This window comes from Streptomyces sp. NPDC027672, from assembly GCF_055566335.1.
The window spans coordinates 55125-70903 of the sequence record NZ_JBVHSO010000012.1 but is presented as its reverse complement, the minus strand read 5'-3'; the positions used below and the strand labels follow the sequence as shown (position 1 = coordinate 70903).

13 protein-coding genes and 1 other RNA gene are annotated in these 15779 nt (G+C 72.5%); 4 read left to right on the top strand and 10 right to left on the bottom strand.

Annotation, left to right across the window (positions count from 1 at the left end; all coding sequences use genetic code 11):
* Positions 1-228: 228 nt before the first annotated feature.
* Positions 229-564 carry a hypothetical protein gene (locus tag ACZ4SV_RS26940; RefSeq protein ID WP_365871531.1) on the top strand — a complete coding sequence of 112 codons (336 nt, stop codon included), beginning with the start codon at positions 229-231 and terminating at the stop codon, positions 562-564.
* Positions 565-659: 95 nt separating this feature from the next.
* On the opposite strand, the gene ACZ4SV_RS26935 is transcribed toward ACZ4SV_RS26940, so the two are convergent.
* Complete coding sequence (locus ACZ4SV_RS26935) at positions 660-1637, bottom strand: LysR family transcriptional regulator (RefSeq protein WP_468007104.1); 978 nt, start codon at positions 1635-1637, stop codon at positions 660-662.
* Positions 1638-1721: 84 nt separating this feature from the next.
* Between ACZ4SV_RS26935 and ACZ4SV_RS26930 the strand changes: the two genes are divergently transcribed.
* Together ACZ4SV_RS26930 and ACZ4SV_RS26925 are read left to right on the top strand one after the other, a co-directional pair.
* Positions 1722-2975, top strand: a complete 1254-nt coding sequence (locus ACZ4SV_RS26930; protein WP_468007102.1) for an MFS transporter — start codon at positions 1722-1724, stop codon at positions 2973-2975.
* 857 nt (positions 2976-3832) lie between these two features.
* Positions 3833-5161 (top strand): helix-turn-helix transcriptional regulator, encoded by a 1329-nt coding sequence (locus ACZ4SV_RS26925; protein WP_468007100.1) that lies wholly within the window; start codon positions 3833-3835, stop codon positions 5159-5161.
* 72 nt (positions 5162-5233) lie between these two features.
* Here the strand turns inward: ACZ4SV_RS26925 and ssrA are convergent.
* From ssrA to ftsE, 5 genes are all read right to left on the bottom strand, one after another.
* Positions 5234-5603: a transfer-messenger RNA gene (gene ssrA, locus ACZ4SV_RS26920) on the bottom strand.
* 93 nt (positions 5604-5696) lie between these two features.
* A complete protein-coding gene (gene smpB, locus ACZ4SV_RS26915) occupies positions 5697-6176 on the bottom strand; it encodes an SsrA-binding protein SmpB (RefSeq protein ID WP_365871539.1) in 480 nt (159 codons plus the stop codon).
* A gap of 56 nt (positions 6177-6232) precedes the next feature.
* Positions 6233-7408 carry a S41 family peptidase gene (locus tag ACZ4SV_RS26910; RefSeq protein ID WP_468007098.1) on the bottom strand — a complete coding sequence of 392 codons (1176 nt, stop codon included), beginning with the start codon at positions 7406-7408 and terminating at the stop codon, positions 6233-6235.
* Between the two features lie 68 nt (positions 7409-7476).
* Positions 7477-8394: a permease-like cell division protein FtsX gene (gene ftsX / locus ACZ4SV_RS26905; RefSeq protein ID WP_365871543.1), complete on the bottom strand. Its 918-nt coding sequence runs from the start codon at positions 8392-8394 to the stop codon at positions 7477-7479.
* Positions 8395-8430: 36 nt separating this feature from the next.
* On the bottom strand, positions 8431-9120 hold the full coding sequence (gene ftsE / locus ACZ4SV_RS26900) for a cell division ATP-binding protein FtsE (protein ID WP_020940379.1): 690 nt from the start codon (positions 9118-9120) through the stop codon (positions 8431-8433).
* 263 nt (positions 9121-9383) lie between these two features.
* Between ftsE and ACZ4SV_RS26895 the strand changes: the two genes are divergently transcribed.
* Positions 9384-9584, top strand: coding sequence for a hypothetical protein (locus tag ACZ4SV_RS26895; RefSeq protein WP_365871546.1), 201 nt, complete (start codon positions 9384-9386; stop codon positions 9582-9584).
* An 82-nt stretch (positions 9585-9666) separates the two neighbouring features.
* On the opposite strand, the gene ACZ4SV_RS26890 is transcribed toward ACZ4SV_RS26895, so the two are convergent.
* From ACZ4SV_RS26890 to ACZ4SV_RS26875, 4 genes are all read right to left on the bottom strand, one after another.
* Positions 9667-10758 carry a hypothetical protein gene (locus tag ACZ4SV_RS26890; RefSeq protein ID WP_468007095.1) on the bottom strand — a complete coding sequence of 364 codons (1092 nt, stop codon included), beginning with the start codon at positions 10756-10758 and terminating at the stop codon, positions 9667-9669.
* Positions 10759-11054: 296 nt separating this feature from the next.
* Positions 11055-12161, bottom strand: coding sequence for a peptide chain release factor 2 (gene prfB / locus ACZ4SV_RS26885; protein ID WP_365871549.1), 1107 nt, complete (start codon positions 12159-12161; stop codon positions 11055-11057).
* A 118-nt stretch (positions 12162-12279) separates the two neighbouring features.
* Positions 12280-13509 (bottom strand): serine/threonine-protein kinase, encoded by a 1230-nt coding sequence (locus ACZ4SV_RS26880; RefSeq protein WP_397941262.1) that lies wholly within the window; start codon positions 13507-13509, stop codon positions 12280-12282.
* A 111-nt stretch (positions 13510-13620) separates the two neighbouring features.
* Positions 13621-15357: a serine/threonine-protein kinase gene (locus ACZ4SV_RS26875; RefSeq protein WP_468007092.1), complete on the bottom strand. Its 1737-nt coding sequence runs from the start codon at positions 15355-15357 to the stop codon at positions 13621-13623.
* Positions 15358-15779: the final 422 nt, after the last annotated feature.

Below are 15779 nucleotides of genomic sequence, written 5' to 3'. Positions count from 1 at the left end.
ACGGGTGCTCCGGCTGCTCGGTCTGCCGACCACTGACTCGGTCCGAAGGTAGGGAGGGCGCGTTTCCGGCCTGTGGCTGTGGGTGACCGGAAGAAAACGATGCTCTCACTCGGCCCGGGAGCGGCCGGTGAGGCGTCCGGCCCGGCCCCCGGCGGCGCGGACGGCGCGAAGCTCTGGAACTGCTCAACCGGTGTGGACCGGGCGGCGGACGGGAGCGACCATGATCGTATGAAGGCATTCGCGGGATGGGGCAAGAGGCTGGACTGCGTTCTGGTCATCCGGGACTCGGACCTCGTCGCGGCGGCGCTGCGGGAGGCGCTGGCCGGGGCACCGGAGGACGAGCGGCCGGGTCTGGAGCGGGCCGCCGCGCTCGTCGAGGCGACCGCGGACGCCGGTGAGGGGCCGCTGCGGGCCGCGTGGGTGCGGTCGCGGCTGGCCGGCGTCGGGTTCACCGGGGACATCACCTCGGTCGCCGCGGTGAAGGCCCTGCGCCAGGCGGAACCGGACCTGAGCCTGCTCGCGGCGGTGCAATTGCAGAAGGAAGCCGTGGCACATCCGGAGTAGGCCACACCGGGGTGAGGCTCTCCGCTGGGAAGGCCCGCGTCGCAAGGAGCCCGCCACCGGAGAAGGCCCACCTCGCAAGGGGCCCGTCCCGTGTCTCACGTGCAGGCGGTCATCGTTTCCTCGTCCTCCGGCGGGAGCCAGCCGTCGGGGGGCCGGTGCAGCCAGTCCTCGGTTCGGGAGAGTCCGGCCGCCGCCTCGCGCAGTGCGGCCAGGCCGGGATGGACCAGTCCTCTGCGCCAGACCAGGGACACGGGGGACAGCGGGACGGGATCGACGAGCGGCCGCACCACCGTGCCGGGCAGCGCCGGGAAGTCCACCACGGCCAGCACCGGGTTCCCGGTCTTCGCCATGACGCGGCCGAACTCCTCGTCGCCGACGGCCAGCGGGAGCGGCGGGGCCGGCCGGACGCCCCGGCCCGTGAAGAGCCGCAGGGCCAGGTCGGTCCACTCCCGGGTGCGCGGGTTGCCGGCGCCGGCGTACACCGTCTCCCCGGCCAGCGCGGACAGGGGCACCTCGGGCGAGCGGGCCAGCGGATGGTCCTCGGGCAGGACGACCGCCATCGGCTCGTACCGCACCGGCTGCTGCGCCAGGCCGGAGCGCAGCGCCGGGTCCAGGCCGGCGAAGCGGCCGAAGGAGGCGTCCAGGCGGCCGGCCAGCAGATCGGCGGCGGCACCGGTCAGGCCGCTCTCGTAGCGGGCCATCAGCTCGTGCGCGGGGGCCAGTTCGCGGGCCCGGTACAGCACCCGGCGGCCGGTGGCCAGACCCGCCGAGTTGAGGTCGACCAGCAGCGGGCGGGACCGGCCGGCCGCGCACGCGGCGAGCAGGTCGTCCTGGGCGGCGAGGACGCGGCGCGCGTACGGCAGCAGGCGTTCGCCGTCCGGGGTCAGGGTGACCTGCCGGGTGGTGCGCACGAACAGCTCCGCGCCCAACTCCCGCTCCAGCCGCCGCACATCACGGCTGAGCGCCTGCTGGGCGACGTACAGGCGGGCCGCGGCCCGGGTGAAGTGCAGTTCCTCGGCGACCGTGACGAAGGCGCGCAGCAGGCGCGGGTCGATGAAGGCGGCGGCGGGCATGACGGCGAACTTACAATGCAAGTGCGTCAATCGGCGCGCGGAAGGTGTTGGACCCGGTGCTCCGCCCCGGGCGACCGTGGATCCATGCCGCACCAGACCGCGCCGCCCGCGCCCCCGCACCCACCCCGACCCGCCCTCCAAAGCCGCCGCATACCCCGCGGCGGGCGGCCGGGCACCGGCTACCGGCGGCTCTTCGCCGTCCCCGGCGCCCGCGCCTTCACCGCCGGCAACCTGCTCGCCCGCCTTCCCACCGGCATGTTCAGCGTGAGCGCGGTCGTGATGATCGCCGGCTCCCGCGGCTCGTACGCCCTCGCCGGTGCCGTCACGGCGACCGGGCTCGCGGCGACCGCGGCGGCCGGGCCCTGGCTGGCCCGGCTGGTCGACCGGCACGGGCAGGCCCGGATCGCGCTGCCGGCCACGGTCGTCTCGGTACTCGGCAGCCTGGCGTTGCTGCTGTGCGTCCACTACGACGCGCCCGGCTGGACCCTGTTCGCCGCGTACGCCGCCACCGCCGCCACGCCCAACGTGGGCGGCCTGTCCCGGGCCCGCTGGGCCCATCTGCTGCGGGACGAGCCCGGCGCGCTGCACGCGGCGAACGCGTTCGAGCAGGCCGCGGACGAGCTGTGCTTCATGCTCGGGCCGGTGCTCGCCTCCTTCCTGACCGGCACGTTCTTCCCGGAGGCGGGCACCCTCGCGGGGGCGGGCCTGCTGCTCGCCGGGATGGTGCTGTTCACCGCGCAGCGGGCGACCGAACCGCCGCCGGCGGCCCGCACGAAGGCGCCGTCGCCGCTGCGCGCGCCCGGCGTCCCGGCGCTGCTGGTCTGTTTCACGGCGACCGGCACGGTGTTCGGCGCGATGGAGGTGGCGACGATCGCCTTCGCCGACGCGCGCGGAGAGCGCGCCGCGGCGGGCGCGGTGCTCGCTTTGCAGGCGGCGGGGTCGTGCGCGGCGGGGCTGGTGTACGGGGCGCTCGGGCCGGCCGCCGTCCGGCTGACCCGGTGCCTGGCGGCCATGGCCGTCCTCATGGCGCTGCCCTGGGCGGCGGCCGGCACCGGCTCGCTGCCGGTGCTCGCCGGTGCGCTGCTGGTCGCGGGCATGGCGACCGCGCCGACCATGGTGACGGCGATGAGCCTGGTGCAGCGGCGCACGCCCGCCGGCCGGCTGAACGAGGGCATGAGCCTGATGGTGACCGGGCTGCTCACCGGCATCGCCTGCGGCTCGGCGACGGGCGGCTGGGCGACGGACCGTCTCTCCCCCGTGACCGCCTTCGCGGTCCCGGCGTCGGCCGCCGTCCTGGCCCTGCTCGTCGGCCTGGCCGGCCGGGACCGCACGGCCTGACCGCACGCTTACGGAAGGCGACGTGAAGTGGGCGGATGGTGACCGATGTGATCGACAACACATGATCGATTTCGTCTACGGCCGGAAACACCGACGGCCCGTGGACGGCGTCTGCCCACTCCGCGCACGTCCCACCGGCCCGGCGTACCCGTAGCGGCTGTGAACTGCGGCAACGGTCGGCAGCCCGGCCCGCGGCCCCGGGAGCCGACGGAACGGTCCGGCACCCTACGGACAAGTACGGCAATCAACTGATCGTCAAACGGACAACCTGCAACGGAGTTGGGGCCCGACGCGCTCTGAACTCGACCTGTGTGACGCGTGTGACCGGGTAGGCTCATCACACATCGTCTCTCGTGACGCGCTTCGCGATCGGTTCGCCCGATCGGGGCCGATCGCCCCGCGACCGAGAGGAGGTGTGCGCGTGGAGAATCCGCCGGAAGGCGGCGGGCGGGACAACCGGAAGACCGTGAGGAAGATCCTCGGTTGGCTGGCGCTCCAGGCACTGGGTGCCTGGCTGCGACACCAGCTGGAAAGTCTCTTCTGACGGCGGAAGGCCCTCTGCGGCAACAGAGGGCCTTCGGAGTCTCGCTCCCACACGCCGGCCCTGTGCCCTCGTAGGCGGCCTGACAACCGTGGGGGCCAGGGCCACTTTCACCATCGATCCACATGGACCGCAGTCACCAACCTGGGCCCGACGTCGTCCAACCTCGCGCATTTCAGCGGGCGCATCCACCTGTTCAGCCGCCTAAAAGCAAGCCGGGCCAGGTGAGCCGCTCCCGCGGACCGTCGATGGACGACCGCCGTGACGCAGGAATGGTACCCCTAAAGTGGTCCTCCCGAAGAGGAAGAGCACTGGCATGGCGCGGGGACTGGCCGATTTCAGCCCGTCGGAGCTGCGCGCTCTCCGGATGAACCTCCACGCGCGTCCGGGCGCGACGGCCATGACGGCGGAGGAACTGGCGCGGGCCGTCGGCACCACCAAGGCCCAGATACTGGCCTACGAGAACGGGCACCGAGTGCCAGATCCGCCCCGCATCCGCGCCCTCGCCCGGGCCCTGGGCACCCACCCCTCCTTCCTGATGAACGACCGGCTGCACGCCCCCTGGGGCATCGCCGACACCCGCCGCGCCTGCGGCCTGCGGGCCCGGGACGTGGTGGAGGCGCTCGGTGTGTCGCCCAAGAACTACCGGCGGTTCGAGAACGAGGGCATCGTGCCCAGCCGGCGGCCGTGCTTCCTCGACGAGGTGGCGGCGCTGTTCGGCGTCTCCCGCGCCGTTCTGGAGCGCGCCGTCAACCGCACCCCGGCCGTCCGCAGGCGCCAGGAGCGGGCCGCCGAGCTGATCGAGACCCTGGCCGACCGCTATGTACCGGCGCCGGGGCCGTGGAAGGGCCCGTCGCCCGACGACCCGGACCTGATCGAGCTGGCCACCGCCTACGGCCGGCCCGTGCAGCGCACCCGCCGGGTGCTGGCCCACGAACTGGGCGAGCTGCGCCAGACCCGGGTGCGGGCGGAGCGGGAACGGGTGATCGCCGACTTCGACACCGACCGGGACCGGCAGGCCAACGCCCGGCTCGCCCTGCTGCGCTGGACCCACGTCTACGCCCGGGAGCTGACCCGGATCGCTCCGCGCATGGAGCAGTTCCACCGCAACGCGCAGCCCTCCACCCACTGGCAGCTACTCGTGGACCTGTTCAACGTGGAGGCCCACGCGTCCCGGGCCGAGGGCGGGCTGTGGGCGGTGGCCGGGCTGCTCTCCGCCCACGCCGAGCGGCTGCCACCCCACCTGGTCGAACGGCGGCGGATCGAGGACGTCTGCGTGTGCCGGCTGACGGCGGCCGGGCTCGCCCACCTCAACACCTTCGCCGGCCTGTACGCGGCGCTGTATCCGGGCGTCCGCCGGCCGCTGCGCTCCGCGCACCGCTCCGGCGGGTCACGCGGCCGGCCGCCGGCCGGGGCCGAGACCTTCGGCGTGCCCCAGCACGCCGAGCGGCTGGTGGTGCCGCTGCCCGCGCTGGAGGCGTTCCGGAGCGTGGTGGCGCGCACCAAGTCGTTCGTGACCGTGGAACTCAGCCCGCATCTGCGGCTGACGGTCGGGCCGCACTCCGTGACGGCCGCGCCCGTCGAGGGCGAGCTGTCCGAACCGGGAGTGCCGGAGGAGGGCGGGCCCGGCCCCGGCCAGGCGTAGGACAAGACGAAGGCCCCGCGGCATCGCCGCGGGGCCTTCGCCCACATGGGTGGGAGGCCGGTGGCCTCCCGATCGTGGAGATGGCGGGAATCGAACCCGCGTCCAACGGTGCGGAATCAGGGCTTCTCCGTGTGCAGTCCGCTACGTTTTTCTCGGCCCCGGAGATCACGCGGACAAGTCTCCGACGGGCTCAGTCACTGTGTGATTTCCCTCTACACCCCGTGACCGGGTCTAGAGGTTTAGTTCCCTAGCTGATGCCAGGATCCGGGTCGGGAACAGCCCCGGGCTGACACTTCGCAAGTCGCTACTTAGGCAGCGAGGGCGAAGGAATCGCGCTTGGTGTTGGCGATTATTTTTTTCGGCCTGTGGTTTACGAGATCATGGCCGCTTCCTCGACACGCTTCCCCTGCTTCGACAGCCGCTGTCGAAACCGATCATCCCCATGTTGATTTCTCAAGGTGCGCACCAGGCGCGAACGTCCGGTGCTGTGTCCCATCGTACGGGAACAACGCGGGCGGGGGCCAGCGCATTCCCGCTAGGCGCGCTGCCGGCGCCGGACCGCCGAGATCACCCGCTCCGCCTCGCGCCGGTCCTGCTTCTCCCGCAGGGTCTGGCGCTTGTCGTACTCCTTCTTGCCCCGGGCGAGGGCGATCTCGACCTTCGCCCGGCCGTCCTTGAAGTACAGCGCGAGGGGCACGATCGTGTGACCCGTCTCCTGCGACTTCGCCTCCAGCTTGTCGATCTCGGAGCGGTGCAGCAGCAGCTTCCGCTTGCGGCGGGCGCTGTGGTTGGTCCACGTGCCCTGGCTGTACTCGGGGACGTGCACGTTGTGCAGCCACGCCTCGTGGCCGTCGAGCTGCACGAAGCCGTCGACCAGCGACGCCCGGCCCTGGCGCAGCGACTTCACCTCGGTGCCCATGAGGACCAGACCGGCCTCGTAGGTGTCGAGGATGTGGTAGTCGTGCCGCGCCTTCTTGTTCTGCGCGATCAGCTTGCGCCCTGTTTCCTTAGCCATAGTGCCGACCATTTTCGCACCAGGCGGGGGGTGCGAGTACAGCGGTTTACCCGTGGCTACGACGGATCGCCCAGTCCTTCGAGGACCGTCTCGGCCCGTTGCAGGGCCCGCGCGCCCGCCTCCAGGTCGGGAGTGATGCCCCGGCCGTCGACCGTGCGCCCGGACGGGGTGCGGTAGTGGCCGACGGTCAGCTCGGCCACGGAGCCGTCGGGCAGGCTCACCGGCATCTGGACCGAGCCCTTGCCGAAGGTGCGCGAGCCGATGACCACGGCGCGGCCCCGGTCCTGGAGGGCGCCGGTGAGCAGCTCGGCCGCGCTCATGGTGCCGCCGTCGACGAGGACGACGAGGGGCCGGGCGGTGTCACCGCCCGGGGCGGCGTGCAGGGCGCGCTGGACGCCGTCGACGTCGTAGGTGGCGACCAGGCCGCCGTCGAGGAAGGCGGAGGCGGTGTCCACGGCCTCGGTGACCAGGCCGCCGGAGTTGCCGCGCAGGTCGAGGACGGTGCGGCCGTCCGCCGGGGCCGTGCGCAGGGCCGCGCGGACCGCGCCGGCGGAACCCTTGGTGAACGCGGAGACCTTCAGGACGGTGACCCCGCCGGGCAGCCGGCACACGGTCACGGAGTCGGTGGACAGCCGGGCCCGGCGCAGCGTCTCGGTCCAGGCGCGGGCGCCGCGCCGGAGGCCGAGCGTGACCGTCGTGCCGGCCGGGGCCTCCGCGCGCGGCGCGTCGCCGCGGAGCAGGGCGATCACCTCGGTGACCGGGCGCCCGTCGACCGGGCGGCCGTCGACGCTGCGCAGCCGGTCGCCGGCGCGGATCCCGGCACGGGCGGCGGGCGAGCCGGCCCGCACCCTGGTGATCTCGATCCGGCCGTCCGGCTGCTGCCGCGCCCACAGGCCGACCCCGGTGTAGCGGCCGTCCAGCGCGTCCTGGAACTCCTCGTACTCGTCCTCGGAGTAGACCGCGGCCCAGCGGTCGCCGCTGCGGCTGACGGCCCGTTCGGCGGCCTCCATGGGGGACGTGCCGGCGGCCAGCGCCTCGGCGGCGGCCTTCTCCACGGCCGTGTGCCGGGCGGCCGGGTCCGCCGGTCCGACCGGCGTCCGCCGCGCCGGTGCGCCGGGCCCCGGGAGGGAGCCGGTGGCGGCGCCGGCGATCAGCACACCGGCGAAGACCAGGGTCAGGGCGGCCCCGCGGCGGGTGCGGCGGGTCTCGTGGAACGGGTCGCGGCCTGACATGGCGGTGAGTCTAGGACAACGCGAAGGGCCGTACGGACGGATGCCCGTACGGCCCTTCTTGGTGTGCGTCACACCTTCAAGTACTTGCGCAGGGCGAAGAACGCCGCGAGCGACGGCATCAGCACGCTGGTCGCGAGGATCAGCGGCAGCTTGGTCAACACCGCGTCCCAGCCCACGAAGTTGATGAGGGTGAGCTTGTGGGAGAGGTCCATGCCGTGGTCGATGGTGAAGTACCGGCCGAGCACGAGCGCCACGCAGGCGAGGCCGCCGCCGATGAGCCCGGCGACCGCGGCCTCGGCGATGAACGGCGCCTGGATGTAGAAGCCCGAGGCGCCGACCAGCCGCATGATGCCGGTCTCGCGCCGGCGGCTGAACGCCGAGACGCGCACGGTGTTGACGATCAGCAGCAGCGCGACGATCAGCATCATCGCCATCACGCCGAGCGCGCCCCGGTTCATCAGGTTCAGCAGCTGGAAGAGGTTGTCCAGGATGCCCTTCTGGTCCTGCACCGACTGCACGCCGTCCCGCCCGTTGAACGCGGTCGCGATCACCTGGTACTTCTGCGGGTCCTTGAGCTTGATCCGGTACGACTCCTGCATCTGGTCCGGCGTCAGCGAGCCGGCCAGCGGGGAGTTGCCGAACTGCTGCTTGTAGTGCTTGTACGCCTCGTCCTGGGACTCGTAGGTCACCTTGTCGACGACCGGCATGCCCTTCAGGTCGGTGAGGATCTGCTTCTTCTGGTCCTCGGTGACCGCGCCCTTGGCGCAGTGCACGTCGTTCTCCGCGTCGTGCTTGTTGCACAGGAAGATCGAGACGTTGACCTTGTCGTACCAGTAGCCCTTCATGGTGCTCACCTGGTCGCTCATCAGCAGCGAGCCGCCGAACAGGGCCAGGGACAGGGCGACGGAGACGATGACGGCGAAGGTCATCGTCAGGTTGCGGCGGAGACCGACACCGATCTCCGACAGGACGAACTGGGCGCGCATGGCTACTTCTTCAGGCCTTTCGGGAGCTGGGTGCGGTCAGTGCTGGTAGCCGTAGACGCCGCGGGCCTGGTCGCGGACGAGACGGCCCTTCTCCAGCTCGATGACGCGCTTGCGCATCTGGTCCACGATGTTCTGGTCGTGCGTCGCCATGATGACGGTGGTGCCCGTCCGGTTGATCCGGTCGAGCAGCTTCATGATGCCGACGGAGGTCTGCGGGTCGAGGTTGCCGGTGGGCTCGTCGGCGATCAGCAGCTTGGGCCGGTTGACGAACGCGCGCGCGATGGCGACGCGCTGCTGCTCACCGCCGGACAGCTCGCCGGGCCTGCGGTCCTCCTTGCCGCCGAGGCCGACGAGGTCGAGGACCTGCGGCACGGACTTGCGGATCTCGCCGCGGGACTTGCCGATGACCTCCTGGGCGAAGGCCACGTTCTCCGCGACCGTCTTGTTCGGCAGCAGCCGGAAGTCCTGGAAGACCGTGCCGAGCTGGCGCCGCATCTGCGGCACCTTCCAGTTGGACAGGCGCGCGAGGTCCTTGCCCAGCACGTGCACCTGGCCGTGGCTGCACCGCTCCTCGCGGAGGACGAGCCTGAGGAAGGTGGACTTTCCGGAGCCGGAGGACCCCACGAGGAAGACGAATTCGCCCTTCTCCACCTCCAGGGAGACATCCCTGAGTGCGGGGCGGGTCTGCTTGGGGTAGACCTTGGAGACGTTGTCGAATCGGATCACGGATGCACCACGGGTCGCCGGGGGTAGATGAGCGTGACCATACGCGAACCGGGTGCGCGAGCGCAGTCGCAGGCTGAGGTTGGGCAAGACTTGTACGTTTTTGTACCGCTCCCTGTTCGTGTCCCCGGGTACGGAGGCCCCGCGCGGGCTCCGCGGGAACCTGGCACAGTGGAGGGGAGACGGAGACGACGCCAAACGCGGGGGAACGTTCCCGGCCCCGTGAGCGTTGTACAGGTGATGGCCGGTGCGAGGAGGGCGAGCGCATGACGTACGACCGGTTGGTGTGCGCGAACTGCGCGGCGCCCGTGAACGAGGGCCGGTGCCCGGTGTGCCGTGCCAACCGCGAGCGACTGCAGCAGGAGGGCTTCTTCCAGGGCCTGTCCGGGCTGAACCCGATGGCGCTGATCGCGCTGCTGGCGGTGCTGATCGCCGCGGTGGCGCTGCTGGCGCACCAGGGCGCGTAGGCCCGTCCGAGACGTCGTAAGGGCCCGGAGCTCAAGGCTCCGGGCCCTTACGTGCATGCCCAGCGTGAGCGTGCGGCTACGGTCAGGCGGTGGCGCCGCCCCGGCCGCTCACCAGACGCGGCAGGACGCGGAAGCCGATACCGCCGGCGATCATCGTCGCGGCGCCCACGAGCAGGAACGCGGTCTGACCGGCACCGGTCTCGGCGAGCTGCTTGTCGCCGCCCTGGACCGAGGTGTCGGAACCGGTGTCCGTCAGCGCCGAGGATCCCTCGTCCTGCGGGACGTTGTTGTTGCCGCCCTCGGGCGTGGTGTGGTTGCCACCGGTGCCGGTGCCGCCGTCGGTGGAACCGCCGGTGGAGCCGGTGCCGCCGTCGGTCGAGCCGCCGTCGGTGGAGCCGCCGGTGGTGGAGCCGCCGCCGGTGGTCGAGCCGCCGTCGGTGGAACCGCCGGAGTTGCCGGAACCGCCGTCGGTGGAACCGCCGGAGCCGCTGTCGCCGCCCGAGGTGCCGTTGCCACCGTCGGTACCGGTGCCACCCGAGTTGCCGTTGCCACCATCGGTGCCATTGCCGCCCGAGTTGCCGTTGCCACCATCGGTGCCGTTGCCACCCGAGTTGCCGTTACCGCCGTCGGTGCCGTTGCCACCCGAGTTGCCGTTGCCACCATCGGTGCCGTTGCCACCCGAGTTGCCGTTGCCACCCGAGTTGCCGTTGCCACCATCGGTGCCATTGCCGCCCGAGTTGCCGTTACCGCCGTCGGTGCCGCTGTCGCCGCCGATGGAAGCGTCACCGCCGATCGAGGCGTCACCGCCGATGGAAGCGTCGCCACCGATGGAAGCGTCACCGCCGATGGAAGCGTCGCCACCGATGGAGGCGTCACCGCCGATCGAGGCGTCGCCACCGATGGTGTCGTGACCGCCGATCGAGGCGCCACCGCCGTCGGGCCCCTCGGACACACCGATGGTCGCGCCCTCGATGGCTCCGCCGTCGGTGTTGCCGCCGTCCGTGTTGCCGCCGTCCGTGTTGCCGCCGTCGGCGCCGACCCCGCTCACACCCAGGCTGATCGGGCCCCCGAGGTCCAGGGCGGAGGCCGCACCGGCGGCCGTCAGGGACGCACCGGCCGCGATCACGGCGCCGGCGGCTATCCGCGCGACCCGGATACGCGTCTTCTTCGTCATATGGTTGCTACCCCCAGTAGCTGTTCGTCCGTGGGGCGTCGCGTGGGGCGTGCCGTGATCGACGGGGGCGGCTGGTGACGCGATGGCGTCAACTCGATCCCCCGGTTCACATGCGCCCCTCAAACACGCATGCCGCGGCTCACCCTTCCCATTTTTCAAAGCAACGTCAAGGGCGTTGCGGGCGCGATGTCCGGCGGGAGGGCGTTTGCGGTGAGTTGAAACCTGTGAGTGTGACGTAAAACCCAGACAAAAGAACAACTGCCGTCCACGGGACGGCAGTTGTCATGTCGACAAAGTTACTTCTCCTGCTGCTTGCGCCAGCGAATTCCGGCCTCCAGGAACCCGTCGATCTCGCCGTTGAACACGGCCTCCGGGTTGCCCACCTCGAAGTCGGTGCGCAGGTCCTTGACCATCTGGTACGGGTGCAGCACGTAGGAACGCATCTGGTTGCCCCACGAGTTGCCACCGTCGCCCTTGAGGGCGTCCATCTTGGCCTGCTCCTCCTGCCGGCGCCGCTCCAGCAGCTTGGCCTGGAGGACGTTCATCGCGGTGGCCTTGTTCTGGATCTGCGACCGCTCGTTCTGACAGGAGACGACGATGCCGGTGGGCAGGTGGGTGATGCGGACCGCGGAGTCCGTCGTGTTCACGCCCTGGCCGCCGGGCCCGGAGGACCGGTAGACGTCGATCCGCAGCTCGCTCTCGTCGATCTCGACGTGGTCGGACTGCTCGACGACGGGCAGCACCTCGACACCGGCGAAGGAGGTCTGGCGGCGGCCCTGGTTGTCGTAGGGCGAGATGCGCACCAGGCGGTGCGTGCCCTGCTCGACGGAGAGGGTGCCGTAGGCGTACGGCGCCTGGACGGCGAAGGTGGTCGACTTGATGCCGGCCTCTTCGGCGTACGACGTCTCGATCAGCTCGGTCTTGTAGCCGCGCTGCTCGGCCCAGCGCAGGTACATGCGCTGGAGCTTCTCGGCGAAGTCGGCGGCGTCGACGCCACCGGCCTCGGCGCGGATGTTGACGAGCGCCTCGCGGGAGTCGTACTCGTTGGACAGGAGGGTGCGGACCTCCATCTCGTCCAGCGCCTTGCGCACGGAGACCAGCTCGGACTCGGCCTCGGCACGGGTGTCCGAGTCGTCCTCCTCCTCGGCCATCTCGAACAGGACCGCGAGGTCGTCGATCCGGCCGCGCAGCGCCTCCGCCTTCCTGACCTCGGCCTGGAGGTGGGAGAGCTTGCTGGTGACCTTCTGCGCCTCGTCCGGGTTGTCCCACAGGGACGGCGCGGCCGCCTGCTCCTCGAGCACGGCGATATCTGCCCTCATCTTGTCGAGGTCCAGGACGGCCTCGATCGACTCCATGGTCGAGGAGAGGGACTTCAGCTCTTCGGATACATCGACGACTGCCACGCCTCCAGCGTAACGGCTCCGCCGGGCACCCAGTGAGCGCTTCGTTCCGCCGCCGGCCGCGGGCGCCTCCCGCCGCCCTCCTCGCCCGCTGCCGCCCGGCTCGGCGGGCGGGGCGGGATCAGGGGGTCGCCGTGCTCTGGGGCGGACGGGGCGGTTCCGGGTCCTGGCCGGTGGACGCCCACCAGGCGCCGACGCCCACGAGGGCCGCCACGGCCGCTCCCGCCACGCTCAGCGTGATCCGGCGGCGCCGCACCGTGGCGCGGTGGCGGGCCGAGCCGGGGCGCGGGGCGCCGGTGGCGCGCGGGGCGCGCGCGGTTCCGTGGGCGCCGCCGGCCAGCTCGTCCGGTCCCGGCACCCGCATCGACGTGTGCGTGTCCCGGTTGGAGTCCGGCCTGGCCCCGGGCACCAGGGACACCGCGCCGCGCCGCCGTACCGGGGTGCCCGCCGGGGAGGCCGCCGGTGCGGGCTCCTCGGGCTCCTCGTCCTCGGCGAGGCCCGGCTCGTCCACGTCCAGCGGCGGCAGCCCGGCCAGCAGCGGGAGCTGCTCGCGCAGCCGCGCCGCCAGCTCCGAGGCGCGCAGCCGGGAGGCGGGGGCCTTCGCCAGGCACTGCACCAGCAGCTGCCACAGCTCCTCGGGGATGCCGGGAAGCGGTACGACGGTCTCGGTGACGTGCCGGCGCAGCACCGCGCCCGGGTGGCCGCCGCCGAACGGCGTGAAGCCGGCCAGCAGCTCGTACAGGACCGTCGCCAGCGCGTAGATGTCGACCGCGGCGCGCGGCGGCAGGCCCTCCACGATCTCCGGGGCGAGGTAGTCCGGCGTTCCGATGATCTTCGTGGCGCGGGTCCGCTTCGGCGAGTCGATCAGCTTGGCGACGCCGAAGTCGGTGAGCAGGGCCGGGTGGGCGCCGCCCGGACCGAGCGGGCCCTGCATGTCCAGCAGGACGTTCTCGGGCTTGACGTCCCGGTGGACGATCCCGGCCGCGTGGGCCGCGGCCAGCGCGTCGGCGACGTCGGCGACGATCGCCACGGCCGCCTCGGGCGCGAGCCGCCGCTCCCGTTCCAGCCGGGTGCGCAGGTCGGTGCCGCGCACCAGGTCCATGACCAGGGCCAGGTCGTTGCCGTCGACGACCAGGTCCCGCACGGTGACGATGTGCGGGTGTTCCAGGCCGAGCAGCGCGGTGCGCTCCTGGACGAAGCGTCCGACGAGTTCCTGGTCGGAGGCGAGGTCCTCGCGCAGCAGCTTGATGGCGACGGGGCCGTCCGGTCCCTCGCCGAGCCACACCGTCCCGGCGCTCCCCCGCCCCAGGATCTGGTGCGCGGTGTACCGGCTGCCGATCTTCCGTGCCAAGACTGCTCCTACAGACGCGTGTTGTCGCCAAAACTACGCGTCCGACGAGCCAACCTTCACCGCGGAGGCGGAAATCACCCGGCAGATGTCGACAAATCTCCGAACCGGCGGTCAGTTGCCGCCCGAAGAGCCGCCCAGGTTGTTCAGCCAGTCGCCCAGCCGGCCCGCCCAGTCGCTGAGCTGGTCCCAGTAGCCCTTGCCGGTGCCGATCCAGTCCTGGAGCGGGGTCAGCTCCCAGACCAGCCAGCTCGCGACCACCAGGATGACGATCGTGAACAGGCAGCCCTTCAGACAGCCCAGACCGGGGATCTTCATCGGGTTGGCGCCGCGCTGCCGCGGCGCGCGGGGCTCGCGCGCGGGCCGCCGCGGCTCGGCCGGGGCCGGCGGCGCGTACCGCTGCGGCTGCTGGGCGGGCTGCGGCGGCTGCGGGGTGGAATACCGCGGGGACTGCTGCTGCGGGGAGCCGTAGCCCGGTGCCTGCTGCTGCCGGCCGCGCGGCTGGGGCTGCTGCGGGCGGGGCTGCGGGGCCGGGCGCGGCTGCTGCTGGGGGCGGGCGACCTGCCGCTGGGGCCGGCGGCGCAGCGGGTCCTCGTCCGGGTCCAGGTACTGGACCTGCGTCTGCTCGTTGCGGTCGCGGGCGGCGCGGAGCTGCGACTGCCAGGGATGCGGCTGCCCCGGCTGCTGCCCGTCCTGTCCGTCCTGGCCGTACGGGCCCTGCTGGCCGGGCTGGCCCTGGGGCACGGGCGGCAGGACGGCCGTCGGGTCCGCGGCGCCCGTGTGCGGCAGGACGGCGGTGGGGTCGGCGGCGCCGGCCGGGCCGCCGGTGTGCGGCAGCACGCTGGTGGCGCCGTCCGGGTCGTACGCCCCCTGCGGCGCGTTCGCCGGCAGCACCTGGGTGGGGTCGGCGGCCCCGGGCACGCCCGGGACGGCGGCCGGCGCCGGGTCGGGCGCGAGCAGCGCGCCCACGGCGTCGGCGGCGGCGATCCGCGCGGCGTCCGCGTGCACGCCGACGCCCTCGGCGACGACCCGCAGGCCGCGCGCGAGGTTCTCGGCGCTCGGCCGCTGCCCGGGGTCCTTGCGCAGGCAGCGCTCTATGACCGTCCACAGCGGGTCCGGGACGGTGGACGGGCGGCGCGGCTCGGCGCTCAGGTGCTGGTGCAGCACCTCCAGGGCGCTGCCGCCGGAGAACGGCGGGCGGCCGGTGACCAGCTCGTACAGCAGGATGCCGGCGCCGTAGATGTCGACGGCGGAGGTCTGCGGGCGGCCCTCGGCGGACTCCGGGGCGACGTACGCGGGCGTGCCGACGAACTCGTGGGTGCGGGTCAGGCCCGGCGAGTCGGCGAGGCGGGCGATGCCGAAGTCGGTCAGCATCGGGTGCATCTCGCCGCCCTGCTGCTTCAGCAGCACGTTGGCGGGCTTCAGGTCCCGGTGGACGACGCCGTCGGCGTGGCTCGCGGCGAGGGCGTCGGCGATCTGGGCGGTCAGCAGGGCGGCGGCGACGGGGGTGAAGGGGCCGTTCTCGCGCAGGTAGCGGTGCAGGTCCGGGCCGTCGACGAGGTCCATGACCAGGGCCAGCAGGTCGCCCTCGACGACCAGGTCGCGGACCCGGACGATGTTCGGGTGGGTGAGCCGGAGCAGGACGGAGCGCTCACGCAGGAAGCGCATCACGATGTCCGGGTCGCTCGCCAGCTCCTCCTTGAGGACCTTGATCGCGACCGTCTCCCCCGGCTGGCCGGGCACGGCCGCCTCGGCGCCCGCGGTCTCCCTCTGGCGGGCACGCCAGACGGTGCCTGTGGCGCCGCGTCCGAGCGGCTCCTCAAGCAGGTACTTGCTGCCGACTGGCCGCACGTCACGCGCTCCCTGCTGGTTGCTGTTGTTCGCTTGCTCGCTGCCTGCGTTTCCCGGTGCTTGCCGGTGTTCCGCCCCACTGTAGTGCCGCCTTTCGGGGCGCCACCTACGCGTTGTCGGGCATGTCCGGGGGCGCCGGCGCGGGGTTTCGACGGAAAGACGCGGGTCGCGGGCGCGTGGTTGCCGGGGCCGGACGTGACCGATCTCAACTGATCGCCGGCGGTGCACGGGTCCGGCACTTTTGGGGGCAGAGCCGACCAATCAAGATCACTTGTTGCCGGGTTCGGGGCGCGTTGTCGGCGGCAGGTGCGAGGATGCCTCCAGCAGCCTGCTGGGACGGCTCAGCGGCTACTGGCCGACGTGCTCGTGTGGGGGTGGGGGGAAGTCCGCGCCCGCGCAGACCCGCGCAGAAGGGACCGCTG